The following is a 25,520-nucleotide window of genomic DNA, read 5'->3' as shown; positions in this document are numbered from 1 at the left end:
AGGGCCACATTGCCGCCTTAAATGCTGAAGCTGCCGTTAAGGAATTCGGCCCATCTTTATCCCCGGAACATGTAGGGGAATAAACCGATGGAGCTTGAGCACAAAACCACATTGTCGCCGCGGAAGGATATGGCGCTGACCGGGGTGACGGATATGGCGGTTGTCCAATCCTCTGGCGGGGCGGTGCTGTACACGACCTCGCGCTTTGGTGGCGGTGACTTGCTGGCCTATCGCATTGATGCGGAAGGGGGGCTTCGGTTTGTGGACAGTCGGGCCATCGCCGGGGACACGCGGGCCGGGGTCACCAGCAGGCTGGAGGTCGTAGACGGTGCGCTATTGCTCACGGGGGCGGATAACGCCGCGCTCACCCGCGTTGCGTTAACAGATGATGGGCGCTTTGGTAATGTTTCTGCCGTGACCGGTGGTGCCGTGCCTGCCCAGTTACTGGCCGTTGAGACGCTGGATTTAAGCGGGCAGAGCCATCTATACGGGCTGGTGCGGGGGGCGGATAGCATCGGGTCGTGGCGCATGGGCGACAATGGGGCGCTGACGCGCATATCGGGCGACAGTGGCGTCGCGTCAGAGGCAGGTCTGACCGGGCTGAGCGTCGGGTATGTCGGAAGCACGCCGTATCTGCTGGCGTCCTCGGCGCGGGACGACGCATTTATTTCGTTCAAATTGGATGGGAATGGTATCCCGCGAGAAGTCTCTCGTATCGCGGCGGAGGATGGCGTGGGGATCGGCAGGCCAAGCGCGACAGCCTTTGTAGAGGTTGGGGGGCATGGATTTGCGATATTGGCCGCGGCGGGAAGCGCGAGTTTGAGCGTCGCGATGTTGGGGGAAAATGGTGGGTTAACCTTAACGGATCACGTCCTCGACACGCGGGACACGCGATTTGACGGGGTGCATGTGATCGAGACCGCAACACATCGCGGCCGCGCCTATGTGGCGGCGGCGGGCGGAGATGACGGTGTTTCGGTCTTCGAATTGATGGACGATGGCCGGTTGATGCATCTGGTGTCGATCGAAGACACGGAAGGGAGCACGCTTGACGCGGTGTCGGCGCTTAACTTTTCGGTACAAGGAGATTTACTGCACCTCGCCGTCGCCTCGGGTGCCGAAGCGGGGCTGAGCATCTTTACGGTGGATATTTCTGACCGGGTTGCGGCGGCAACAGGGGGTGATCAAGCTGACACGCTGACAGGCGGCACGGGGGGCGATTTGCTATCCGGCGGGGATGGCGCGGACCATATCGCCGGGCGCGCAGGGGATGATATTTTGCGAGACGGCGGCGGCCGTGATCTGTTGACCGGCGGCTCCGGCCGCGATCTTTTTGTCCTTTCCGCAGATGGGGAGGCCGATACGATTGCCGATTTCGACAGCGCGCAGGACAGTATTGATCTGTCGGCCTGGCCGTTCCTGAGACATGGGTCTCAGTTGACCATATCTTCGACCAAAGACGGTGCGGTTCTGTCCTTTGGTGAGGAGCGGCTAGAGATAAAAACATCGAACGGACAGTCCCTTAGCGAGGAGGAGGTTCAAGCGCTCGATCTGATTGGGCAGTCGCGTTTCATGCCGGATTGGACCCTGCCAGAGGAAGCTGATACGCCATCCCTCCCCACCGCACCGACCCCGTTGGTTCTGGTTGGCACGCCCCAGTCGGATGTGCTGGAAGGGGATGCGGCCGATGATCATATCAGTGGGCGCGCGGATGGCGACAGGCTGATCGGCGCAGGCGGCAATGATACGATTCTTGGCGAAGCTGGGGCCGACACGATCTATGGTAACGGCGGAAGCGATCTGATTGACGGTGGGACCGAGGGGGATCAGATCTGGGGCGGTATCGGCTGGGACACTTTGCGCGGTAGTGATGGGGACGACGCCCTGTGGGGCGGCGACGGGTATGACGCGCTTGGCGGTGGCGATGGGAACGACACGTTAACCGGCAATAACGGTGCGGATCGGCTCTATGGGGATAGGGACGATGACCATCTGATCGGCGGGTTAAATGCCGATAGCCTGTGGGGCGGTGCCGGCAAAGACCGTTTGGAGGGTAGCGCCGGTGCGGATCAACTGCTTGGCGGCAGCGGGAATGATCAGCTTTTCGGAAATGCGGGGGCAGATTTTCTGCAGGGGGACAGCGGGAATGACCGTCTTGCCGGGGGGATCAACAACGATACGGTTAACGGTGGGTCCGGGAACGATACGCTGTCGGGCGACAATGGTGCCGACCAGCTGATCGGCGGAGACGGCGATGATTTGATCAAAGGCAATGCCGGTCACGATACGCTTGATGGCGGCGCGGGAAACGACGTGCTGTCCGGTGGGATCGGGGCGGATCGGTTTATCTATGGTGCAGGCCAAGACACTATCCTGAGCTTTCAAAACGAAATTGACACTCTTTCGCTGGATTCTGCCCTTTGGGGTGGGGGAAGTTTATCGATGAGCCAACTTCAGTCGTTCGCACGCAAAGGGGCCGAGGGGCATATCGTGCTGGATTTTGGCAGCGGCAAAACACTGGACCTGTTGGGCGTCGAAAACCTATCTATCCTAAACGGCGACTTCGAAAGCTTTTAAAGTTTAAACTGCCACGCTGGGATCGTTACCGTTCCAGAATGTCACGGTGATAGCGCCTTAATAATACAAGGCCAAAAAGACCCAGTATCGCGGCAACGGCGTAAACATAGGCTGAGGAGACATAGGGTACGTCGTAGTTATGATAAAATCCGGACCTGACGCGGCCGACCACGTGGATCAGTGGATTGAACCAAAGATAGCCGCGGTAGGGTTCGGGTATCGTTTCATATAAAAAGATGACGCCGGACAGTAGCAAAAGCGGCCGCGTGCAAATCCCGTAGACACGTTGCCAGACCTGAAACATTGACATCATAAAACAGTTGAATACCCCCACGCCCAGTGAAAGCGCGGCAATCATAGTCAGAGCTGACACGATGTCTGATGCATTTATTGCGGCCCGCGTATCAAACAGAAAAATGATCCCACTCAGTACGATAAAGCCTACAAGAAGTTGAGTGAGAAAATTGAGGATGAACCGCCCCAAGATGGCGTCGACGAAAGTCACGCGCGGGTAGGCTAGTAGCTGTTTCGAATAGTTGATCGCCTGCGCGACCTTGTTGCTGAGATCGACGAACATCAAAAAGGGCAGCAATCCTGTAGCGTAGAAGATTGGAAAATTGTTTCCGAGGGGGGGCATACGAAACCCGATCGAGAATATTGCGGTCAACAGCGCGATCCCGAGAACGGGTTCAGCCAATGCCCAAATATACCCACCCGGGGACCGGCCATAGCTGGTCCCGATTTCGCGAAGTATCAGCGCGACGATAATGCGCGGCGTCGCAAAGACCATTGTTCTTCGTCGGCGTGCGACCCGACCTATCATCCTGGTACCCTCTGCGCGCTGTTGACCTGCCATCGTGCGGGCGTCGCTGCGCCAAAACGATTTATAATGAAGTCATACTGTAGGGCAAAGGCCTCTCTAAAACTGTGTTTTAGGTGCTCTGGCAACATGGCGTGGCGACCAGAATTACTGCGAAGATCAGCTTTGGGTGAAATCGGCGAAATACCTAAGAACATGCAGATATCGCGCATGGTATGAGCGTGAAAAAGGTCTTCGTAAAATACATATTTAATTCGATGTGGAGGGATCACCGCTTCCAGCTCGCTCATCGTGCGCCGATAGTTCGCCCGCTCTAACTTAGGCAGCCGTTTACTGTCGATCAAATGCTGCGCGCGCGCCTCGCAAGCCGTTTGAAAGTCGGCTACCTGGGCGGCATCCGCGCTAACGGCCATTCTGATTTGGGACCACATACGATCAATCGGATCCCTCAAAATAAAAATGAAACAACTTTCGCCAAGGCTCCCCATTTCAGAGAAGTCCTTTGCGTCCAGTATCGCATAAGCCGGGGTGATGTCGCAGATCACAGGCTGGCCGCTAAATCCCTGAGTAAGATAGGAAAGATAAGCCTCGTGATGTTCAGGCGCATCCGTGTAGATGGACAAAAGGTCAGCCAATTCGCTGAGGACCCTAAGGTTGCGCCGGTTCTTGGGGCCGCGTTCTGACACCAGTTCCCTTGCCAAGGTTTTCGCCGTGTTCATACGTAGGTCAAAAACCTGGTCAGACTTACCCGCGATCACATTGAAATAATGAAGTTCCTTATTGCGCGAAAAATGAATCTGACTGCTGGTGCGCAAGGTTTCATAAAGCCAAGTCGTGCCGGCTTTCTGAGCCCCGATGCAATAGGCAAGCTTGGTGTTTTCCGGCAGAAGAGATGGAGTCATACGGTACGCCTTGGGATGAGCTGATCATTTCCCCATGTTGTATTCGTGATGTGCTATCGCATCGTTAATGTCGGCAAAATATTCTAGATTTCCGGACTCTAGAACAGCGCCTGCAGTGCATAGTTCTCGTAGCATGCCATTGGAGTGGCTTACAAATATTGCACCAGATCGGGACAGGCGGTCCATAAAAATGGAACGACTTTTCTGTTTGAACCGAGCATCTCCGACAGCGGTGATTTCGTCAATCAAATAGGTGTCAAACTGCAGCCCCATGGAAACGCCGAAAGCCAGACGCGACTTCATACCGGCGGAGTATGTTCGGAATGGAAGGTGAAAGTGAACCCCAAGCTCTGAAAAATCGGCGACGTAGTCGACCAGTGCAGACGTGTCTGCACCATAAATCCGTGCAACGAAGCGTGTGTTTTGTGCCCCCGTCATGTCGGGGTGGAACGACCCAGCAAAGCCAACTGGGAAGGATACACTGCCATCAGAGATGACCTCGCCCGATGTAGGGTCAGTTGCCCCCGCAATGATCTTGAGCAGCGTAGATTTTCCAGCGCCGTTCCGCCCTAGCAGCCCGACAGAAATACCAGTTGGAAAAATAACGTTAATATTTGAAGCGACTGTCTTCCGTCGCCCCCGCACATGATAGGTTTTGGTCAAATTTCGAAAGACAATCATCGGCGATCCTAGTGCCGATCTCGTAAGGAGTGCCAAACCAGCATAATGAGCGCCCACAGGGCGAAGCTAGATGCGAATGTGACGCCTAGAAGAAAAGGGCGATTTGGATAAATCGAAGTCTCTGCAAGTGTCGGAGGGATATGCGCCGCCAAGTATTTTGATCTTTTTCGCCCCTCTGCAACCGCTGTATCAAAGGCGGCTTGGCTGGCGGTATAAGACTGTTCAGCAAATTCCAAATCGACCTTTAGGCTTTCAAACTGCCCGAAAAGATCCGCGAAACCAATGGAGTGCGTTGCACCCTGCTTGGCGTTCAATTTTTGATGCTCCTGCGAGATACGCGCTGCTATTATGTCGCGCCTTCGTTGCGCTTGCTTCAAGCGGGGATCGGTTGGTGTGCTGGTTTGTTGAAGCATGTCGATGCTAATCAACGTTTCCGTCATTTCTGCTTCTAAAGATGCCAATAACCCAGTTTGAATTTGAAGCGGTGTATCGGGGCTCACCAATTGGTTCCTCATGCGGAATTCGGCCAGCGTAAGCCGCGTTTTTTTGAGGCGCTGCGCTGCGCGCGCCAAGTTTTCTTCAGCATGTTGGGTAGCATCCTCGCGCGCTATCGCGGAAAGTTCATGTATCAGTTGTGCGCTTTCAGCATAGATTTCTTGGACAATGGCCCGCGCGTCTTCGGGAGCAAATGCTTGCACCTTAACCTCGATCAGACCGGTGCTACTATCGCTATATACATTGACCATGCGACCCCAGTATTTGGTCAGATCCTCGATCGTACCAGGGGCGTGGTAGCCGAAGACCGGATCAGAGTTTGTTGCGGGGGGCGACCATATTTTTCGCAAGTTCAGAGACTTATCGATTTTCTCCACTAAGTGCTGACTTTGAATGAATTGATACAGAACTTCTTCGTCCGCGGCACCGGACCCCGAGAGATTTGCAACCCCACCCAAGAGTTCGACCGGCGAGCTCATATCCTCGCTATGGACAGCAAATCCTGCGATAGAGGTATAGCGATCTGCAGCGCGCTCCCAAAGGTACCATGACACGAACAGGCTGGTTCCGAGAACGATGATGATAAAGCTGACAAACGAAAGCCGATGACGTAGGTGAAGGCGCGCTTGCGGCACAGGCGGGACGATCGACGTGACTGGCAGTGTCAGAATGGTCGCTTGAGAGGCGGTTTCTCGTTTTGTTTCCCGCGCCGCAACGGCAAGCGCTCTATCATGCCTTTTTTTTTCGATGCGTCGCAAAGCTTCCTCACGCTCGCGCAGTTTTTGTTGTTTGCGCGCCGCGTGCGTATGGTGCGTGGTCGTTGATTGGGCAGGATTATGGGTCATGATCTCAGTGCCTAATTCAATAGTCCTCACAGTTTATTAATTCGCGCGAAGTAGTTCAGAGAAAGTCGATTAAACTACGAAGGACTTTGGGATGGCGGAACCGCATGTTCACATTTTAATGGGGACGAAGAACGGTGGCATGTTTTTGGCAGATCAGCTGGCCTCAATCCGCGGGCAATCGCATCAGGATTGGAGCCTTTGGGCAAGCGATGACGGCTCGACCGATGGCACCTGGGAGGCGCTTGAAAATTTCAAAGCGGAAACTCCGCACCATGATATTCACTTGCTCAAAGGGCCCCAGAGGGGCGTTGCCGCCAATTATTATAAATTGTTGAAAAACCACGAGTTAGATGGGAAGTGGGTGGCGTTTTCCGATCAGGATGATGTCTGGCTGCCTCACAAACTATCCCGTGCTGTCGCGCTCGTCGGGCGGCTGGGTGGTAGATGTGTTTACAGTAGTAGAAGTTACTATGTGGACCAAACGGGGGGGCGGTTGGGAACGTCCCCGACGCTGAATCGCCCTTATCGGTTTGGAAATGCAATCGTACAGAATGTTTTGCGCGGGAATACGATTGTGATTCCACCTATCGTCACCAACTATCTGCGTAGCATTTTAAGTACTACCGACGTTGCGGAAACTCCTTTTCATGATTGGTGGATGTATCAAGCGATCACGGGCGCCGGGTTTGGTATTCTTCATGATCAGAAACCTGGGGTATTATACAGGCAACACGGTGAAAATCTTGTGGGCGCGCCTGTTCGTCATTTACGGCGCAGGGCTCGATGCATGGCGGATGGTACGTTGGTGAATTGGATCGATGCAAATGCGGCCGCGATGTACCGAATTGCTCCCGTTCTGACGGCGGCCGCTCGCGAGCAATTACTGAGGTTTCTCGATTGGCGATCCCAAAGTCATACTAAGGGTCGCGCGGCACTTACTTCGCTCGGGATCTACCGGCAAACACAGGCGGGGGATCTAGCCCTGCGCGCGCTTGCACAACTCAAACGGTTCTGAATCGGTGTTAACTTAACAAACCCTCGTCATTGAGGCGATCAAGCAGGGCTATGTCAGCCTCAGCAAACGCAGCCAGTCTTTCCTGTGCTGGTTTATCGTTGATCAGAGTCATTAGATCTTGCCAACGGCTTGTCTGAACGCCTTTTGGCCCAACATTGATGCGCGTTTTTACAATCGAAGGACGATGCCCCGTTAGGTTTTGAATGTCATTCTCAAGCAGATTTAAACTGCTTATGCGATAAACTCTATCTAGTTTCCGCGCGCCGCCTATCGCTTGACCAACAAGCATATCTTTCGAGAAATGGCAGACCTCGGCCGCCCCGCGAACTTTCCCGGTGGCGAGATAGCTACAGTAAAAATTGTCGTAGTGATCCTTAATGAACTGTTGCCAAGCGGGACTTCCGCCAAAGAAATATGCGGCGGGGGAGCAATTTTTTACTTTGTACAACCCCATATGCCCAGGCGACGAGAGTAGGCTGTCCGTGAGGCGCGAGGCCTTATTTCTTAAATAAAAATAGAAAGAAGCGATCCTTTCAAATGGATCGCGAAGTACCGTGAACGCAAAGGCATCTGTCTGGGTCTCACGAAGGCGGCACCAATCTAGGTGACCCGAGTAAAGGTCATACCCGTTGGGGAATTGACCGTCTGAAGAAGCTTGGTGGTGAACGCGAACAGGAGAGGTTCGAGCGCTGCTATAAATTTTAGTGAGCTCCGAGTGAACAGATTGGCCCGCGGTTTTGGGTATGTGTAAAAATGCGACTTTTTTCACTGAATGGTTTCCGATCTCAGATCCAGCGTCGGGGGTGCGAAAGGCGCGACATCTTTGAGCATTGAGTTTATCCCTCTACAGAATTCCAGCACATCCGACGGATCAAGGTGGTCCATTTGCCACGGCGCAAACTGCCACCAGCGGCACTTTAACATGAGACTGATGAAGTTCGGCGGTAGGCGCATTCGTTTGAGAGTGGCCGGATTCCCCGCGACGACTGAATAAGGGGCAATGTCACGGGTCACGACCGAATGCGCACCGATTATTGCGCCGTCGCCAATGGTGACCCCGGCGGCGATATACGCCCCGTGCCCGATCCATACATCATTTCCAATTGTAGTGATTTTTACCTTGGTGGGAGGCTTGCTGTGAGCTGTCCTATAATTGTGGTAATGTTCGGCTGCCTCAAAACCGTCGCCAAGTTCGAATACCCGGTCCCCAAGATAGAAAGCGGGGCTTGTGGATACCCAGTCCAACGGGTGGTTTTGCCGACCTATTTGGACGGATTCGCCGAATGAACAATATCGGCCGATGCGTGCGGCAAAACAGTATCCCGAGACTTGATACGAGAACGTTCCCATCTCTAACGAGTGTTCATACTGTGTCCATTTCAGGCTCCCCGGGGCTTCGAGCACGGTATGTCTGGGCAAGTTGATCGACGTAGCACCCCGGTTCAGTACTTCGATGCCATTGTTTCGCAAAAATTTTAGGGGAACTGAGATCTGGCTCATGAGGCCACCGCCCAGGTTTTGGTGATGTGATTTTTAATGTGAGACAGCAGAATATCCGCCAAATCCTGTTGGGTTGAGTAGGGAATAGGGAAACCGTTTTCAGCTTTCGTAACCGCCTCGCCCTGAGCACCAATTGCGAACGCATGGGTGGGCAAACCGGATGTCAGAGCTTCGTGCGTGGTAAACGAGAATGTCTCCGGCCACACGGAAGGTATTAACCAATCTGTCACGCCGTATCGGGCGGCAATTTTGCCCAGATCTGATATGGTATATCTTCCATGGATAGGCACCGAGGGGGGGAGGGGAATGGCGGGATCGAAATTCCCGACGATGACCAGACCGACACCTTGCGCATCTATCGCATCAGCGGTTCGGCTGATGATCTGTGCGCCTTTCTGAACACCAATGTCGCCCAATACACCGATCACCGGGCGCTTTGGGCTGAGGGGCCGAGGGATACGGGGCACGGCGTCTGAAATACTATGCGGTGTAACTTGAATTTTATTGGCGCAGTTGGGGAATGCTGCGCGCACAATTTCTTTGCTATTTTTAGAAAATACCACGATCTCTTGGGATGCGGTCAGGAGTTTTCCCCACTCGCTTTGCCATCGAATCATGCTTATCGGTGCACATTTGGTTGCTGGGGCATTTAGGTGAGGTGGGGGTAGGCCATCGTACACTCCTTGATCGTTCAGAAGAGTGTAGTTGGGCGAGATTGCGAAGTAGTCATGAAAGAGAAACTCTATCACCTGTTGGCCGGTTTGGCTCAATTCTAGAACTGCACTTGGAATAGTCAGCGGATCTTGATCCCCAACCGCGCAGGAATAGATTAATCGTCGCCGTTTTATGGGGTGTAGAAGTTGTTTGACGTAGTCGAGGTTGTTGGTCCCGCCGGCGATTATTCCGTCATGGCAATGCAATTCGATTTGCCATCGCATGGCACCGCCGACCCTGATTACGACAGCGGCGCGGCCCAACGCGTGATGTTTTGATTTCATCCGATGTTGCAGATACGATTCAGCACCGCCACCCATACTGTGTGCGATGTATATCGAGACCGGATACGTGTCTTGTGCCCCGAGCCAAGCCAATGCCAAGGCGAGGCGGGGCGATTTCAATGGGTCAGAGGCAATGAACTGCTGCACATCTCTATCGTATTCGGGATAACGTTTTGAAATTAGAGCGTTGTTTTTCGCGATAAGACGCGTCTTCTCTTCCGATCCGAAACTTTGTCCACCGCGATGCTCTACGAAAAGGTTAACGGCGCAATAATGCTGTCCGCCCGCTGCTCTGATGCGCTGGCACCAATCGACCTCTTCGCCGTATCCCCGACCAAAACTGACATCCAATTGCGGTTCAGTTCTGAGATAGCTGGGATTGATCGCCATGCAAAATCCCACCCCGGTCGGCGTGGCCACGCGATAGCTTTTCGAGTTAAGCTGCGCGGCGGTCACATCTATAAGATCCCCCTGTCCGGCGGCAAGTTTTTGGGGCGCACATATGAGGGGGGCGGTGAAAATTTCCGCGTCGTTGGACATTGGGGTTACAGTTGCGGCGCGTGGATATTCAGCGAGGGGGCGGATAAGGCGGCTCGCCCAGTTCGCCGGGACTAAGGCGTCAGAATTCAGTAAAATAACCGTGTCGTGCCAGCGTTGTGCATAGCGCAAGCCTTTGTTTACGCTTTTTACAAACCCAAGGTTTTGATCATTCTCAAGCAGTGTCGCACGGTCATTGTGGGCCAAGGACCACGCGCGCAGCAACGGTAGAATCCGTTTATCGGTTGAGCAATCTTCGATCAGAACAATGCGCCACTGAAGATCGGTATTGTCGACGACGCGCCGCAGCGCCTCTTTCAGTAGGTCATGCGCGTTGAATACCGGCAGTATTATCGTCACCGATGCCGTTGTGACGGGAGGCGCATTGGCGCGGAAAAGGTCAGGGTCAAGTTCGCGCGCATAGTGGATGGGGCATAGCCCCAGCCCGCGTTTGATCCGCGTGCGAAAAGCGGGGTCTCGTCTGACGCGCCAGCCGGCATAGGCAGGCAACTGCAGCACCAGCGCGATGACGAATTTGATTACCAATCGCGCTTGAATCCACCAAAGGTGAGGGAGTTCTAGACTTCGCGCAATTGTCCAGGTGCCATTGCGGACACGGTGAAATTCGACCCCAAACCGCCCGATTTCTTGCAAGCCTGTCGGGCCAAGCGGCGTGGTCAGGTCGAACCCGACCCGTCGCGGGCCACCATAGGCTTCGGCCACGTCGTCACGGATCAAGTCGGCTTTAGCGCTTACTTTGACGCCGTTCATATGCAGCACGATATCATCCGCGAACGTCCAGCCCGCCAGCCTCAAGTTCCCGTCATTTACGGCAAATACATCAACGGCACCCACCGTGGCACCGGACGGATCCGTGATGTGCATTGGACGCCCCACGGCCCTTAGGTGGGCGGCGATATAGCGGGCAAAGAGAGCTTTGAGCTGTTTATACAAAATCAATCATTTCGATTCTATGTTGCGTTGATAGATCTCTAGATCAGCACGCTCACTCTTAAGGGGAGGTTAAGTTTACTCAGCATTACAACAGAATTTTTGTTCGGATTTTACGGGAGGTGACATAGGTGAGCAAAACGCAACTTGGCGTTTTGGTGACGGATAATGGTCAGAACAATCAGGTAGATATATCGCCAACAGCCACCTGCGCCGAAGGGGTGCAGATTAATATATACGGGCGCAATAACCACGTGGTGATCGGCGAGGGTACTGTGATCTCCGGTGGCTTGATTGAGCTCAGGAATCACGAGAGCGCCGTCTATATTGGCGCAGATTGTCGTTTGGCGGGGTCATTTCGATGCCGCGCGCGTGATACGCATATTCGCATTGGCGATCGCACCACGATCATGATGGCGCATCTCAGTCTGCACGAAGCGGGCGCGATTACGATTGGCGAGGACTGCATGCTGTCCGGGGATATCACCATGGATGTCAGTGATATGCATTCGATCCTTGACGTAGAAACGGGGGAACGGGTCAACCCGCCCCAAGATATCGAAATCGGGGATCACGTCTGGTTGGCCCATGGTGTCAGGATCATGAAAGGCGCGCAGATAGGGCAGCATTCAGTGATCGGTAGCCGCTCCATGGTTCTTGGGGTTATCCCCGCACATAGCTTGGCCGTGGGCGCGCCGGCGCGTGTTGTGCGTGCCGGTATCACTTGGGATCGCCGACGGCTAAGCCCCAAAGATCAATAAGTATTGGGTCCCTGTGCGGAGCCATTGGTGATTTACACTATCGGAAGAGGAGATACTTGATGACAATATCATGGGGATTGCGGATAGATTTTGCTTTGCTCATCCCACGCAAACTAGCTATGAGATGACCTGAGTGGTCCCGTAGCTCAACTGGATAGAGCACCTGACTTCTAATCAGGATGTTGGGGGTTCGAGTCCTCCCGGGATCGCCAGGCGCACCGAGTGTAGCTACAGCACAGTGATTGGTCCTTCGCCGTCGGTCAAATGCCCGATAATACAGGATTTTTTACCTTCGGCGGCCATGTCTCTGATCGCAATCTTTGCCTCGGCCGGGGGGAGGGCAGCCAGCAAGCCGCCTGCGGTTTGAGGGTCGTGCAAAAGCGGGTCGCTGCGTCCTCGCGTGGGCGCGTTGTCGACGTTGGGGTGATACAGCGAGGAGTGCACGCCGCGATCTGATAGGTCTCGGGCACCGGAGTAGACGGGAATGGCACCCGCCGAGATTTCCGCGCTCAGGCGCGATGCGCGGCAGATGGCGGCGATGTGGCCCGCAAGGCCAAAGCCGGTGACATCTGTCATGGCATTGGCTCGACGCAGGTGGAAGGCTTGACGGTCCTGCGGTTCTGCCATCTCGTGCAGGGCCTGGGCGACGTCGGCTCCCCGTGCTGTGCCATCCATATGCGCAGCCATGATAATTCCTGATCCGATGGGCCGGGTCAGCACAAGGCAATCGCCGGCTTGAGCGCCCGACAGGGTGATTGGTGGCGCTTCGCGTGTGCCGGTGACGGTGAATCCGATGGTCATTTCGGCACCCATCGATGTGTGCCCCCCGACAATCGTCGCGCCCGCGTGGTCGAATATCGCACGGGCTGCGTCGGTGATTTCTTGCAGTGTCCGGGACTGAAGCGCCTGAGACATACGGGGTAGTACGATGCTGGAAAGGGCCACTTGGGGCTGCGCTCCCATGGCCCAAATGTCGCCCAAGGCGTGCACTGCTGCGATGCGCGTCATCAAGGCAGGGTCGTGGATCAAAGCGCGCAAGTGATCGGCGCTGATGACCTGAAAACCGCCACCGGGTTGCCTTAGCACCGCAGCATCATCGCCGAGGACAGAAAGAATGGCCGCATCCGTCGGACCTTGAAGCGACGATAGCCCGTCACGAAGCACTGTGTTTCCGACCTTAGCGCCACAGCCGCCACACAGGGGTTTCGCGGCCAGTATATCGCGGGCACCCTGCGCCAGCGTATCGGGCAAAGCTGGCGGTTGCATCGGCGGCAAATCGTCGAGTTTATCCATGAAGGCGCGGTCGATCCGGTCTTTCCAGTGCCATAACGCAGGCCCCGAGAATGCAAGATCGAATTTTTCCGCCAAAGCCGATTTTTCCCCAAGGGAGATAAGCTTTAGGTAACGTTTTTGTGGTTTGAAGGGCTTGCGGGGACCATTGGTGAGGGCGGCACGAAGGTTGTGATACAGGACGGGTGCTGCGCGAACGGCAAACACGCCAGCCTTGGGGCGTGGGGCAAAGGGCATTGCTGCGCAGTCACCGACGGCAAATACAGTTGGGTCACCGGGAAGTGACAGATCGGGCGTTGTTTCGATGAAGCCATCACGCAAGGGGAGGTCCGTTTGCGCCAGCCATTCATGCGGGAAAGCACCGGCAGCGCCGACCGTCAATTGAGAAGGGATTTTGTCGCCGCTGCCCAGAACGACATGATCGGCGGCGATTTCCGTGACGCGTATGCCGGTGCGTAGGGTGACCTTGGCGCCGCGAAGCTTGGCCTCGACCGTGTGGCGCGCGCGGTTGCCAAGGCCCGAAAGCGTCGGGTCGGACTGTAGCAAGGTGACCCGAGGCTCGATCCCCGCGCTGCGTACGGCATGGGCCATCGCGAGGGACAACTCGCAACCGGCGACACCGCCGCCGATCACGGCGATTTCGGGCTCTATGTCCCCGCTCGTCACCGCGGCAAGGAAATCGCGCCAGCGTTTGGCGTAGACATCAAGTGGCTTTGCACCGACAGCAAAGCCATCAAACCCCGGGATACCCATTTTAGCGGTGATCCCGATATCAAAGGAGGCAACATCATATGCAATAGGAGCGCGGTCTTCGACATGAACCAGACGGGCAGTGCGATCGATATCTGTGGCGTGAGACAGGATCAGACGCGCGCCCGCAAAGCGACACAGTCGCACGAGGTCAATCTCGAGTGTTTCACGTGAATAGTGGCCCGCGATATAGCCCGGCAGCATACCTGTATATGGGGCCGTGGGGCCGGGATTGATGACGGTTAACCGCGCGCCCGGTAGCGGGTTCATCCCCCATTTGCGTAGCACCAACGCATGGGCATGCCCGCCGCCGATCAGCACCAGGTCTTGGGTCAGCGGGATATCGTGTCGATGCATCGAATGACTTTCTATCAGGCGGGTGTGACAGTCTTAGCCCGCGGGATCAGTGGATCAAAGCCGCAAGACACAACTGCGGCCCGTTGCAACGGAATGTGAACTACGTGACAAAGACCGCAGCGTTTTCCGTGAACAAGGTGGCCTCCGTCCGTGACCCTTCGTATTCTGCACACTGCCGATCTTCACCTCGATTCACCGCTTCGTAGTTTGGCGATGAAGGATGACCGTCTGGCCGCGCAGGTGCGCGGTGCCAGCCGGCAAGCGCTTGAGACGATGGTGCAATATTGCATCGACGAGAGGGTCAGCGCTTTTCTGATCTCGGGCGATCTTTATGACGGGCAAGAACGTAGCGCGAAAACCGCCGCGTATCTCGCCGCGCAGATGCATCGTTTGGCGCAGGCTGACGTGCGGGTGTTCTATATCAAGGGGAACCATGACGCGGAAAACCCGATCGCGGGCGAGATCGACCTGCCGCCGAACGTGCATGTGTTCGACGGGCGGGGGGAGAAGGTACAGTTGGCGGACCACCCCGTCTATATTCACGGTGTCAGCTTTCGCGACCGTCACGCGCCGGAAAGCCTGCTGCCGAAGTATACCGTGCCAGAGGCAGGGGCGGTTAATATTGCGATGATGCATACCTCTCTCGCGGGGGCGGAGGGGCATGATCTTTATGCGCCTGTGTCGGTCGGCGAACTGGCGGGGGCTGGGTTTGATTATTGGGCGTTGGGGCATGTTCACAAACGCGCCGTGCACAGCGAAGACCCCTGGATCGTGATGCCGGGCATGCCGCAAGGGCGCGATATCGGGGAGGCGGGGCCAAAGTCCGCTAGCCTGCTGACGATCGAGGATGGCAAGATCTCGGTTTCGGAAGTGGCGACCTCGGTCGTGGAGTTCCGCCGCTGTGATTGCGATGTGACGGGGGCGGAGGCTGACGAAGATCTGCGCCGCAAACTGCGGTCGGTGTTTCAGGCACAGGCCGGGCGGGGCGCGGCGATCTTGCGGTTGCGGTTGACGGGGCAAACGGCGCTGGCGTGGCAGATACGCCAGTTGGCGGATATTTGGCGCGCCCAAGCCGACGAAATCGCGGATAGCATCGGTGATCTGTGGATCGAGAAGATGTCGGTGGATGTAACGGCTGTATCTGAGGATGCGGTGGATGGTGCTGTGGCCGAGGTACAGCAGTTGATGACGGACATCGCCAAGGAGCCCGCCACTCGGGACAGGTTGCAGCAAGAATTAAGCCAGATCCTTGGCCTATTGCCTGCTGACCAGCGCCGCGCCCTCGCTCCGGATGCAGAGGCGCAAGAGGCGTTGTTGCGGCAGCTGACCGACGAGGCGGTGTTGACCATGGCCGCGCAGATGCGAGGAGCGGGCGAATGATGCGGCTGCAGCAGCTTGCGCTGGACCGATTTGGTCACTTTACCGACCGCGTGCTGGATTTCGGCGCGCGCCCCGCAAGCGGATCGGACTTTCATATCGTCTTTGGCCGGAATGAAGCGGGCAAAACCACCCTGATGGAGGGGTATCTGCGGCTGCTTTACGGTTTTGCCGCGCGTGAACCCTATGCGTTCAAACACCCCCGCGCGAACCTGCGCGTCAGCGGTACCGTCGATATTGACGGGCAGATCCACCAGCTGTCCCGGTTGCCCAAACGCTCGGGCAATCTTGTGGACGGGGCGGGCCAACCTGTGCCGGATGCTTTGCTGTCTGCGGCGCTGCGCGGTGTGTCGCAAAAGGAATACCAAAGTCTGCTGTGTCTCGACGATGAAACAATCGAAGCCGGCGGCGAAGAGATTACCAAAAGCGAGGGGGATATCGGGAAGCTGCTGTTCTCTGCCGCGGCGGGTATCAGCGATCTGTCGCAGGTCTTGGGGCGGGTGGAGCAGGGCAATCGTGACCTTTATCTAAAAGGCGGTACAAAATCAGAGTTCGCGGCGCTGAAGGCTGCACATGCGGAACTGGTCCAGCAGATCAAGGATCATGACGTCAGCGCCGCCGCGTTTCGCGAGTTGCGTCTTGCGCGGGACGCCACCCAAACCGAAGAGCAGCGTCTGCGCGCCGCCAAGTCCGAGCTTTCCGTTCAGAAAACGCGGCTGGAGGCTATACTTGATGCGCATCCATTGGCGACAGAATGGAAAACCCTAGAGGCGCAGCTTACCCCTATCGCGCATTATCCCACGACGCTGGAGTTCGACAGCGAAGACTTGATTAAAATGATGACGAAACGGATCGCACTTGTTGCCGAAAGGGAACGGTCCGTCGCCGAAGTGCACGCATTGCGGGCCGCGCGAGACGAGGTCGCCGTCAACGGGGATGATTTGGCGCGGGGGGCTGATGTTGATGCGCTTGCCTTCAAGAAAAGTCAGGTTGAGGCGGGGCAATCCGACCTGCCCAAACGCGAAGCACAGTTGATGCAGGATACTGCTGATATGCGGGCGCGGCTTGATACTCTGGGGTTGCCCGCCGATGGCGCGCTTGCGCAATTCATCTTAAGCGATCCCGCCCTTGCGGCGCTCGAACAGGAGCGCGCCACTTTGGACGATGCGCGCAAGCATCTGCAAACCATTCTGGCGGAGGCAGAGGTCGCGCGCGACAAATACGATGACGCGGCACGGGCCCTGCGCGATACCGAAGAAGAGACCGCCGTCGACGCAGACGTCGAACGCCTGTTCATGCAGGCCGAAGCGGAGGATCTGGTCAGTCGATATCATGACGCGCTGCGCCGGCTCGCGGCGGATCGTCAGGGGGTGACCACTGCCTTGCGCGGGCTGGCGCGGCAAAATGTGGCGTTCGACGCGGTTCCGGCACTTCCGCTCAGCAGCCGGCGCGCGCAGGAATTGATGCAGGCCCATGGGGAAGCGCGGCTTGCCCTGCGCGCTGCCGTGCAGGCGGAAACCACAGCGGCTGATCGTCTGGCGGCTGCCGAGACAAAACATGCGATGGCCGCGTCGTCCCCAGACTTGATCAGCGATGATGCCGCCGCCAAAGGGCGACAAACCCGAGACGAGTTATGGGCGCTGCATAAAGATGTGTTGGACATGGCCTCTGCCTCTGCGTTCGAGGCTGCCATGCGGGCGGATGACGCGCAGACCTCATTACGCGCCGGGCAAAGCCAATCGCTGGCGGAAATGCGGCAGGCGGAACGACAGTTGATCGAGGCGCGGCAGGATCATGACAGGGCGCAGAATAAGCGTACCGAGACCGAGGTGGCGTTTGATAAGGTGACGGGTGAACTGCGGTCCCACCTCGACGCACTTGGCCTGCCCGAAACCCTTTCCGCCGAGGATTTTGTCGAATGGGTGCGCGACGCAGAGGCGGCGCAAACTGCAACCGAAACCTTAAAGTCATCTGAACAGGCCCACGCAGAGCTATTGCGCGCGGCAGAACAGATGCGCGACGATCTGGCGGCACGTTTGGAGGCAGGGGATGCGCCTTTGCGGACCGTCGTGCTCATGGCCAAAACCCAGATCGCGGCGTCGCGCGAGCATCAGAATGCGCAAAAGCTCGCACAGGCCACAGTGCGTCAGGCCACGGCAGAGCGGGATCGCCGAGCAGCCGCAGCGGACAAGGCACGCATGGCCGTGACCGAGGCGCGTGACCAGTGGCGCGGTGCCGTCGCAACACATCTTCCGGCGCTGCAGGCTGGCATAGACATGTGGAACGGGCTGACCGGCCTGCGCAGTATCCGAGAGGTCGACGCCCGCATGGCTGGTGTCCGACGTCAGATTGCGGGCATCAAACAGGATCGCGCCGGTTTCATCGCACAGTTGGATGCACTGGATAGCGGGGCAGACGCGCAGGAACAGCCCTTGGCGCGTTACGCCGCTTTGCAAACCGCGGTGGAGCGTGCCCGTCAGGCCCAAGCGCGTCGCAGCGATCTGGACGCCCGCCTTGCCGTTGCGGAGGACGCCGCGGCTGAGGCGCTGCGCGAGATTGCCGTGCTAGATGATCAGGCCCAACTTCTGGCCCGTGCGTTTGATGACCAGATAGACACCTCTACCCTTGATGCATTGCGTCAGGCGACGGCGACCGCGCAACAGGCAATTGCCCTGCGCCAGCAAAGTGCGGATTTGCGTACCCGCCTGCTCTCGATCCTGGGGGTTGATGCCTGGGAGCAGGCGCAGGAACGCCTCAGCGCCGCGCCCCTCGCACAGGCGCAAGTGGAGCTTGCCGAGCTCTGCGAAGACCTGTCGCGACTTGAAGCAGAGCTCGACAGCGCGATTGCTGCGCGCGCTCGGGCGCAAGCGACGCTGGATGCGGTTGGGGGGGATGGTGATATCGCAGCGCTCACCTCGCAAAAGCGCACGGTCGAAGAACAGATGCAGGCCGTGATGCTGCGCTATCTGACGGGGCGCTTTGGCCATACTTTGGCCGAGGATGCCATCCGCCGGTATCGCGACACCCACCGCAGCACGATGTTGGCCGCGACCGAACAGGCATTCAGCGATCTGACCCAAGGGGTATACAATACACTGACCACGCAGCCTGCCGCTCAGGGGGATGTGCTAATGGCCGTGCGGGCAGAGGATGGGGTGTCTAAGGAAGCCGCCGCAATGTCCAAAGGGACGCGGTTCCAGCTTTACCTTGCCCTGCGCGCGGCGGCCTACGAGCAAATGGCGTCGACAGGAACGGTGCTGCCGTTCTTCTGTGATGATGTGTTTGAAACCTTCGACGAAGACCGCACCCGCGCGGCCTGTCGATTGATGCAACGGGTCGGAAAGCGCGGGCAGGCCATCTATCTCACCCACCACCAGCATGTGGTCGATCTCGCCCAAGAGGCCTGCGGCACAGATGTGACCGTGCACCGGCTGTAACGCCCCATATGGATTCGCGATTATCCGGCCCGCGAGTCGGCGATTCCACTGCAATGCCCTACCTGTGGTTGGATCGAGGTACGAAAAGCTCCGTATAAGCGGAGAGAGATACCCTGAGGGGACTTGGTGCTCCAGTTTCTCGACGCTCAAAAAGTCAATAAAACAGGCGTTTGTGAAGGTTTTTTGACGAAAAGGATAAAATCCGAAAAAAGGGGTTGCGGGTATTTGGAACAAACCTTAGAACGCCCCTTACCGGAGACGCAGACATGCAGACACGGGGCGCTAGACGGGGACGACGGGTTACGGTTCGGGTCTTACGTAGCGGGAAAATTCTGAGGTAATTGAGGCGGGGCGCGCTGAAGGTTTACGGCGCATCTTGGTTTCTTTTGTCTCGACGCTCTTTGAAATTGATAGATATCTGAAGAGATATGTGGGCGGTTTGGTTCATTCGATGGATCAACGTCTGTATATCGCGCTCTTAGGCTTCGGCCGATGATGGAGTGTCAGCTTCACTGTTTGGACGGCTTTTCGTTACTTTGGTAACTTTAAGCACTTCAAACGGAGAAAACGCCTGTATCATTCAGTAAGTGATGCAGGTTTGATGTGCAGAGGTTCGACGTCAAGGATACGCAGTAATGCGTTTCAACTTGAGAGTTTGATCCTGGCTCAGAACGAACGCTGGCGGCAGGCCTAACACATGCAAGTCGAGCGCACCTTCGGGTGAGCGGCGGACGGGTTAGTAACGCGTGGGAACATACCCTTTTCTACGGAATAGCCTCGGGAAACTGAGAGTAATACCGTATAAGCCCTTCGGGGGAAAGATTTATCGGGAAAGGATTGGCCCGCGTTAGATTAGATAGTTGGTGGGGTAATGGCCTACCAAGTCTACGATCTATAGCTGGTTTTAGAGGATGATCAGCAACACTGGGACTGAGACACGGCCCAGACTCCTACGGGAGGCAGCAGTGGGGAATCTTAGACAATGGGCGCAAGCCTGATCTAGCCATGCCGCGTGTGTGATGAAGGTCTTAGGATCGTAAAGCACTTTCGCCAGGGATGATAATGACAGTACCTGGTAAAGAAACCCCGGCTAACTCCGTGCCAGCAGCCGCGGTAATACGGAGGGGGTTAGCGTTGTTCGGAATTACTGGGCGTAAAGCGTACGTAGGCGGATTGGAAAGTTGGGGGTGAAATCCCAGGGCTCAACCCTGGAACTGCCTCCAAAACTATCAGTCTAGAGTTCGAGAGAGGTGAGTGGAATTCCAAGTGTAGAGGTGAAATTCGTAGATATTTGGAGGAACACCAGTGGCGAAGGCGGCTCACTGGCTCGATACTGACGCTGAGGTACGAAAGTGTGGGGAGCAAACAGGATTAGATACCCTGGTAGTCCACACCGTAAACGATGAATGCCAGTCGTCGGGCAGTATACTGTTCGGTGACACACCTAACGGATTAAGCATTCCGCCTGGGGAGTACGGTCGCAAGATTAAAACTCAAAGGAATTGACGGGGGCCCGCACAAGCGGTGGAGCATGTGGTTTAATTCGAAGCAACGCGCAGAACCTTACCAACCCTTGACATCCTGTGCTAACCCGAGAGATCGGGCGTTCACTTCGGTGACGCAGTGACAGGTGCTGCATGGCTGTCGTCAGCTCGTGTCGTGAGATGTTCGGTTAAGTCCGGCAACGAGCGCAACCCACATCCTTAGTTGCCAGCAGTTCGGCTGGGCACTCTAAGGAAACTGCCCGTGATAAGCGGGAGGAAGGTGTGGATGACGTCAAGTCCTCATGGCCCTTACGGGTTGGGCTACACACGTGCTACAATGGCAGTGACAATGGGTTAATCCCAAAAAGCTGTCTCAGTTCGGATTGGGGTCTGCAACTCGACCCCATGAAGTCGGAATCGCTAGTAATCGCGTAACAGCATGACGCGGTGAATACGTTCCCGGGCCTTGTACACACCGCCCGTCACACCATGGGAGTTGGTTCTACCCGACGACGCTGCGCTAACCTTCGGGGGGCAGGCGGCCACGGTAGGATCAGCGACTGGGGTGAAGTCGTAACAAGGTAGCCGTAGGGGAACCTGCGGCTGGATCACCTCCTTTCTAAGGATGATCTTAGCAGCGAGAACTTGTTCTCACTCGTAGATCACTTAGCAGGTCAGTAAACAAAACTGGCCATATTCAAGGCATCGCAAGATGACCTTTCGGACCGAGCCGTCCTCATATCTCTTCAGCAAGCGTCTCACGCAGTGAGGCGCGAAGCCCCGACAGGGTGCCGCGCAGCGGTGTCCCGAGAGGGGCCGGGTTGCTTCATGCAGCCAACGTAACACGCAGCCCTCGGGCTACGCTGGGGCCTTAGCTCAGCTGGGAGAGCGCCTGATTTGCATTCAGGAGGTCAGGAGTTCGATCCTCCTAGGCTCCACCAAGCATACGGCCCTTGAATAACCGCTTGGGCTGGTCCCTCTCGGGACATTCCTTCGGAATGCCCTGCCGGGACGTCGCGGTTTTGCTTTGCAAAACACGCTGGGTCGGTAGCTCAGGTGGTTAGAGCGCACGCCTGATAAGCGTGAGGTCGGAGGTTCAAGTCCTCCTCGACCCACCAAGATCTTTGCCAGCTAAAGATCGTCGCCCAAACAGGGTTTTGCGCAGCAAAGCACGCGTTGGGCAAGCATACGATTTGACCATTAAGCACTGTACGCAGTTCTTAATCGTCCAATCGGACGGCGCGCAAGCGCATGGGTGACATTCCTTTGGAGTGCATCTGATTGACATCGTAAAGAGAGATACAGTTACTTTAAGAGTAATCTTGAAGTAACAAACAACACGATCTGATCGCACCGCGTTAGGTGATGATCTCGGTTGCTGCTCCTTTTGGAGCCGGCGTTTACTTGACTGTTTCCTCGGTCTTTTGAACGTATCGCGACTGAAAGCGACGTGTTGTCCAAGTCAAGTACACTAACCAGAGTAGTGACGCCTGCTTCCTGCACGGAAGGTAGGCTAGATGCACTACTCGCTGTCCACTCTGAGAGAGTGGGCGGGTAAAAGTATGCTTTTGATCTGGAATAAGGGAAGACAGTTTCTTACCAGCTTCTGTCTCCCGCGTTGGACTGCCTGCCTTATGCAGCGTCGTTAGTTTGTTGGTGTAAATAGCCCTCAAGTAGCGAAGCGGTAGGGCATATTAGGTAGTCTTTCTTTTTCTGGATCAAATCAAGCGCGAAAAGGGCGTTTGGTGAATGCCTTGGCAGTAAGAGGCGATGAAAGACGTGATACTCTGCGATAAGCCATGGGGAGCTGAGAATAAGCTTTGATCCATGGATTTCTGAATGGGGCAACCCACCTGATTGTTTATTGTTGTCCTACCGCTTTGCTACTTGAGGACGTAAGTTCGCAAGGTGCAGACGGTGGGTTCATCAGTAAGCAGAACCAGGTATTTATAGACTGAATACATAGGTTTATAAAAGCAAACCCGGGGAACTGAAACATCTAAGTACCCGGAGGAAAGGAAATCAATTGATACTCCCCTAGTAGCGGCGAGCGAACGGGGACCAGCCGAGCCATGAGTGTGGTTAGAATGCGTTGGAATGCGCAACCAAAGTGGGTGATAGTCCCGTATAAGAAGCATGATTGGACGTATTAAGTAGGGCGGAACACGTGAAATTCTGTCTGAAGATCGGAGGACCACCTTCGAAGGCTAAGTACTCCTTACTGACCGATAGTGAACCAGTACCGTGAGGGAAAGGTGAAAAGCACCCCGACGAGGGGAGTGAAACAGTACCTGAAACCGAACGCCTACAATCAGTTGGAGGGTCTTTACGGCCTGACAGCGTACCTTTTGTATAATGGGTCATCGACTTGGTCTCACAAGCAAGCTTAAGCCGTTAGGTGTAGGCGTAGCGAAAGCGAGTCTTAATAGGGCGTTGAGTTTGTGGGATCAGACCCGAAACCGAGTGATCTAGGCATGGCCAGGTTGAAGATAAGGTAACACTTATTGGAGGACCGAACCCACATCCGTTGAAAAGGATCGGGATGAGCTGTGCCTAGGGGTGAAAGGCCAATCAAACTCGGAGATAGCTGGTTCTCTGCGAAATCTATTTAGGTAGAGCGTCATCCGAATACCCTCGGGGGTAGAGCACTGGATGGGTAATGGGGCCCCACAGGCTTACTGATCCTAACCAAACTCCGAATACCGAGGAGTACTAGATGGCAGACACACAGCGGATGCTAACGTCCGTTGTGAAGAGGGAAACAACCCTGACCTACAGCTAAGGCCCCTAATTCATGGCTAAGTGGGAAAGCAGGTGAGACGACCAAAACAACCAGGAGGTTGGCTTAGAAGCAGCCATCCTTTAAAGATAGCGTAACAGCTCACTGGTCTAAATAAGTTGTCTTGCGGCGAAGATGTAACGGGGCTCAAGCCATGAGCCGAAGCTTAGGATGCATTAATTGCATGGTAGCAGAGCGTAGTGTGACATAGTTCCATGTCTCCTTAGCCCTTCGGGGTATTGGAGACGCGGAACTTTCTGTGAAGCCGGCGCGTGAGCGATCCGGTGGAGAGATCACTAGTGAGAATGATGACATGAGTAGCGACAAAGAGTGTGAGAGACACTCTCGCCGAAAATCCAAGGGTTCCTGCTTAAAGCTAATCTGAGCAGGGTAAGCCGACCCCTAAGGCGAGGCCGAAAGGCGTAGTCGATGGGAACCAGGTTAATATTCCTGGGCCAGATGGAAGTGACGGATCTCGAGGGTAGTTCATCCTTATCGGATTGAATGGGCTGCTTAGAGGTCCCTGGAAATAGCTCCATCGCTAGATCGTACCCTAAACCGACACAGGTGGATAGGTAGAGAATACCAAGGCGCTTGAGAGAACTATGTTGAAGGAACTCGGCAAAATACCTCCGTAAGTTCGCGAGAAGGAGGCCCGGTTCCTAGGCAACTAGGGGCTGGGGGCACAAACCAGGGGGTGGCGACTGTTTATTAAAAACACAGGGCTCTGCGAAGTCGTAAGACGACGTATAGGGTCTGACGCCTGCCCGGTGCCTGAAGGTTAAAAGGAGGAGTGAGAGCTCTGAATTGAAGCCCAGGTAAACGGCGGCCGTAACTATAACGGTCCTAAGGTAGCGAAATTCCTTGTCGGGTAAGTTCCGACCTGCACGAATGGCGTAACGACTTCCCCGCTGTCTCCAACATAGACTCAGCGAAATTGAATTACCGGTCAAGATGCCGGTTACCCGCGGTTAGACGGAAAGACCCCGTGCACCTTTACTACAACTTCACACTGGCATTAGGCCGAACATGTGCAGGATAGGTGGTGGGCTTTGAAACGTGGACGCCAGTCTGCGTGGAGCCTCCCTTGAGATACCACCCTTGTTCTGCTTGATGTCTAACCGCGGTCCGTTATCCGGATCCGGGACCCTGTGTGGTGGGTAGTTTGACTGGGGCGGTCGCCTCCTAAATCGTAACGGAGGCGCGCGAAGGTTGGCTCAGAGCGGTCGGAAATCGCTCGTTGAGTGCAATGGCAGAAGCCAGCCTGACTGCGAGACTGACAAGTCGAGCAGAGTCGAAAGACGGCCATAGTGATCCGGTGGTCCCAAGTGGGAGGGCCATCGCTCAACGGATAAAAGGTACGCCGGGGATAACAGGCTGATACTGCCCAAGAGTCCATATCGACGGCAGTGTTTGGCACCTCGATGTCGGCTCATCTCATCCTGGGGCTGGAGCAGGTCCCAAGGGTACGGCTGTTCGCCGTTTAAAGAGGTACGTGAGCTGGGTTTAGAACGTCGTGAGACAGTTCGGTCCCTATCTTCCGTGGGTGTAGGATACTTGAGAGGAGTTGCCCCTAGTACGAGAGGACCGGGGTGAACGATCCACTGGTGGACCAGTTGTTATGCCAATAGCAGTGCTGGGTAGCTATGATCGGACAGGATAACCGCTGAAGGCATCTAAGCGGGAAGCCCCCCTCAAAACAAGGTATCCCTGAGAGCCGAGATAGACCATCTCGTCGATAGGCCAGAGATGTAAGCGTAGTAATACGTTCAGTTGACTGGTACTAATTGCTCGATAGGCTTGATTTGATCCAGTAGAAGAAAGACTTCTTACTAGGACAAAAGCATACACATACAATCAGTCGTACTGACTTGGACAAATCCTTACCCAGAATGGTGAGGGGGCGGGAACGCGCATCCTTCGGATACGCTCTCTCCCGCTTGTTCCTCTTTTGCCAATGGCAA

At 55.8% G+C, this 25,520-nt stretch carries 13 protein-coding genes, 3 tRNA genes and 2 rRNA genes; 10 read left to right on the top strand and 8 right to left on the bottom strand.

Annotation, left to right across the window (positions count from 1 at the left end; all coding sequences use genetic code 11):
• The first annotated feature begins 87 nt into the window (after window positions 1-87).
• Window positions 88-2,577 (top strand): hypothetical protein, encoded by a 2,490-nt coding sequence (locus tag IV89_RS01475; RefSeq protein ID WP_037942337.1) that lies wholly within the window; start codon window positions 88-90, stop codon window positions 2,575-2,577.
• Between the two features lie 25 nt (window positions 2,578-2,602).
• Here IV89_RS01475 and IV89_RS01470 read toward each other — a convergent pair whose 3' ends face one another.
• From IV89_RS01470 to IV89_RS01455, 4 genes are read right to left on the bottom strand one after another with little or no spacing between them, the layout of a single operon-like run.
• Window positions 2,603-3,367, bottom strand: a complete 765-nt coding sequence (locus tag IV89_RS01470) for an ABC transporter permease (RefSeq protein ID WP_009825770.1) — start codon at window positions 3,365-3,367, stop codon at window positions 2,603-2,605.
• Between the two features lie 29 nt (window positions 3,368-3,396).
• On the bottom strand, window positions 3,397-4,299 hold the full coding sequence (locus tag IV89_RS01465; RefSeq protein WP_037942333.1) for a sulfotransferase: 903 nt from the start codon (window positions 4,297-4,299) through the stop codon (window positions 3,397-3,399).
• A 24-nt stretch (window positions 4,300-4,323) separates the two neighbouring features.
• Complete coding sequence (locus tag IV89_RS01460) at window positions 4,324-4,980, bottom strand: ABC transporter ATP-binding protein (protein WP_005850904.1); 657 nt, start codon at window positions 4,978-4,980, stop codon at window positions 4,324-4,326.
• Window positions 4,981-4,988: 8 nt separating this feature from the next.
• Window positions 4,989-6,320 (bottom strand): capsule biosynthesis protein, encoded by a 1,332-nt coding sequence (locus IV89_RS01455; protein WP_051843873.1) that lies wholly within the window; start codon window positions 6,318-6,320, stop codon window positions 4,989-4,991.
• 91 nt (window positions 6,321-6,411) lie between these two features.
• Between IV89_RS01455 and IV89_RS01450 the strand changes: the two genes are divergently transcribed.
• Window positions 6,412-7,335, top strand: a complete 924-nt coding sequence (locus IV89_RS01450) for a glycosyltransferase family 2 protein (RefSeq protein ID WP_037942332.1) — start codon at window positions 6,412-6,414, stop codon at window positions 7,333-7,335.
• Between the two features lie 7 nt (window positions 7,336-7,342).
• On the opposite strand, the gene IV89_RS01445 is transcribed toward IV89_RS01450, so the two are convergent.
• The 3 genes from IV89_RS01445 to IV89_RS01435 are packed head-to-tail and all read right to left on the bottom strand — an operon-like array spanning window position 7,343 to window position 11,255.
• A complete protein-coding gene (locus IV89_RS01445) occupies window positions 7,343-8,104 on the bottom strand; it encodes a sulfotransferase family 2 domain-containing protein (RefSeq protein ID WP_081858753.1) in 762 nt (253 codons plus the stop codon).
• Window positions 8,101-8,835: a CatB-related O-acetyltransferase gene (locus tag IV89_RS01440; RefSeq protein WP_037942327.1), complete on the bottom strand. Its 735-nt coding sequence runs from the start codon at window positions 8,833-8,835 to the stop codon at window positions 8,101-8,103. The genes IV89_RS01445 and IV89_RS01440 overlap by 4 nt, the downstream gene beginning before the upstream one ends.
• Window positions 8,832-11,255, bottom strand: a complete 2,424-nt coding sequence (locus tag IV89_RS01435) for a glycosyltransferase (RefSeq protein WP_107277657.1) — start codon at window positions 11,253-11,255, stop codon at window positions 8,832-8,834. The genes IV89_RS01440 and IV89_RS01435 overlap by 4 nt, the downstream gene beginning before the upstream one ends.
• A gap of 197 nt (window positions 11,256-11,452) precedes the next feature.
• Here IV89_RS01435 and IV89_RS01430 point away from each other — a divergent pair, with 197 nt between their 5' ends.
• Together IV89_RS01430 and IV89_RS01425 are read left to right on the top strand one after the other, a co-directional pair.
• Window positions 11,453-12,082, top strand: a complete 630-nt coding sequence (locus IV89_RS01430; RefSeq protein ID WP_037942323.1) for an acyltransferase — start codon at window positions 11,453-11,455, stop codon at window positions 12,080-12,082.
• Window positions 12,083-12,217: 135 nt separating this feature from the next.
• Window positions 12,218-12,294: transfer RNA gene (locus IV89_RS01425), tRNA-Arg, on the top strand.
• A 16-nt stretch (window positions 12,295-12,310) separates the two neighbouring features.
• Here the strand turns inward: IV89_RS01425 and selD are convergent.
• Entirely contained in the window at window positions 12,311-14,479 is a 2,169-nt protein-coding gene (gene selD / locus IV89_RS01420) for a selenide, water dikinase SelD (RefSeq protein WP_037942321.1), read from the bottom strand.
• A 150-nt stretch (window positions 14,480-14,629) separates the two neighbouring features.
• Between selD and IV89_RS01415 the strand changes: the two genes are divergently transcribed.
• The 6 genes from IV89_RS01415 (at window position 14,630) to IV89_RS01390 (ending at window position 25,364) form a co-directional block, all read left to right on the top strand.
• Window positions 14,630-15,859 (top strand): DNA repair exonuclease, encoded by a 1,230-nt coding sequence (locus IV89_RS01415; RefSeq protein WP_235183718.1) that lies wholly within the window; start codon window positions 14,630-14,632, stop codon window positions 15,857-15,859.
• On the top strand, window positions 15,856-19,293 hold the full coding sequence (locus tag IV89_RS01410; RefSeq protein ID WP_037942320.1) for a YhaN family protein: 3,438 nt from the start codon (window positions 15,856-15,858) through the stop codon (window positions 19,291-19,293). The genes IV89_RS01415 and IV89_RS01410 overlap by 4 nt, the downstream gene beginning before the upstream one ends.
• A 643-nt stretch (window positions 19,294-19,936) precedes the next feature.
• A 16S ribosomal RNA gene (locus IV89_RS01405) occupies window positions 19,937-21,396 on the top strand.
• 246 nt (window positions 21,397-21,642) lie between these two features.
• Window positions 21,643-21,718, top strand: a tRNA-Ala gene (locus IV89_RS01400).
• A gap of 100 nt (window positions 21,719-21,818) precedes the next feature.
• Window positions 21,819-21,895 (top strand) — tRNA-Ile (locus IV89_RS01395).
• 603 nt (window positions 21,896-22,498) lie between these two features.
• Window positions 22,499-25,364, top strand: a 23S ribosomal RNA gene (locus tag IV89_RS01390).
• The 16S and 23S rRNA genes sit together here with 2 tRNA genes alongside, the layout of an rRNA operon.
• Window positions 25,365-25,520 lie beyond the last annotated feature (156 nt).

The sequence above is a fragment of the Sulfitobacter sp. CB2047 genome, assembly GCF_000735125.2.
GTDB lineage: Bacteria > Pseudomonadota > Alphaproteobacteria > Rhodobacterales > Rhodobacteraceae > Sulfitobacter > Sulfitobacter pontiacus.
Note: the sequence above shows the minus strand (reverse complement) of the source record. Positions and strands in the feature narration are given on the sequence as shown.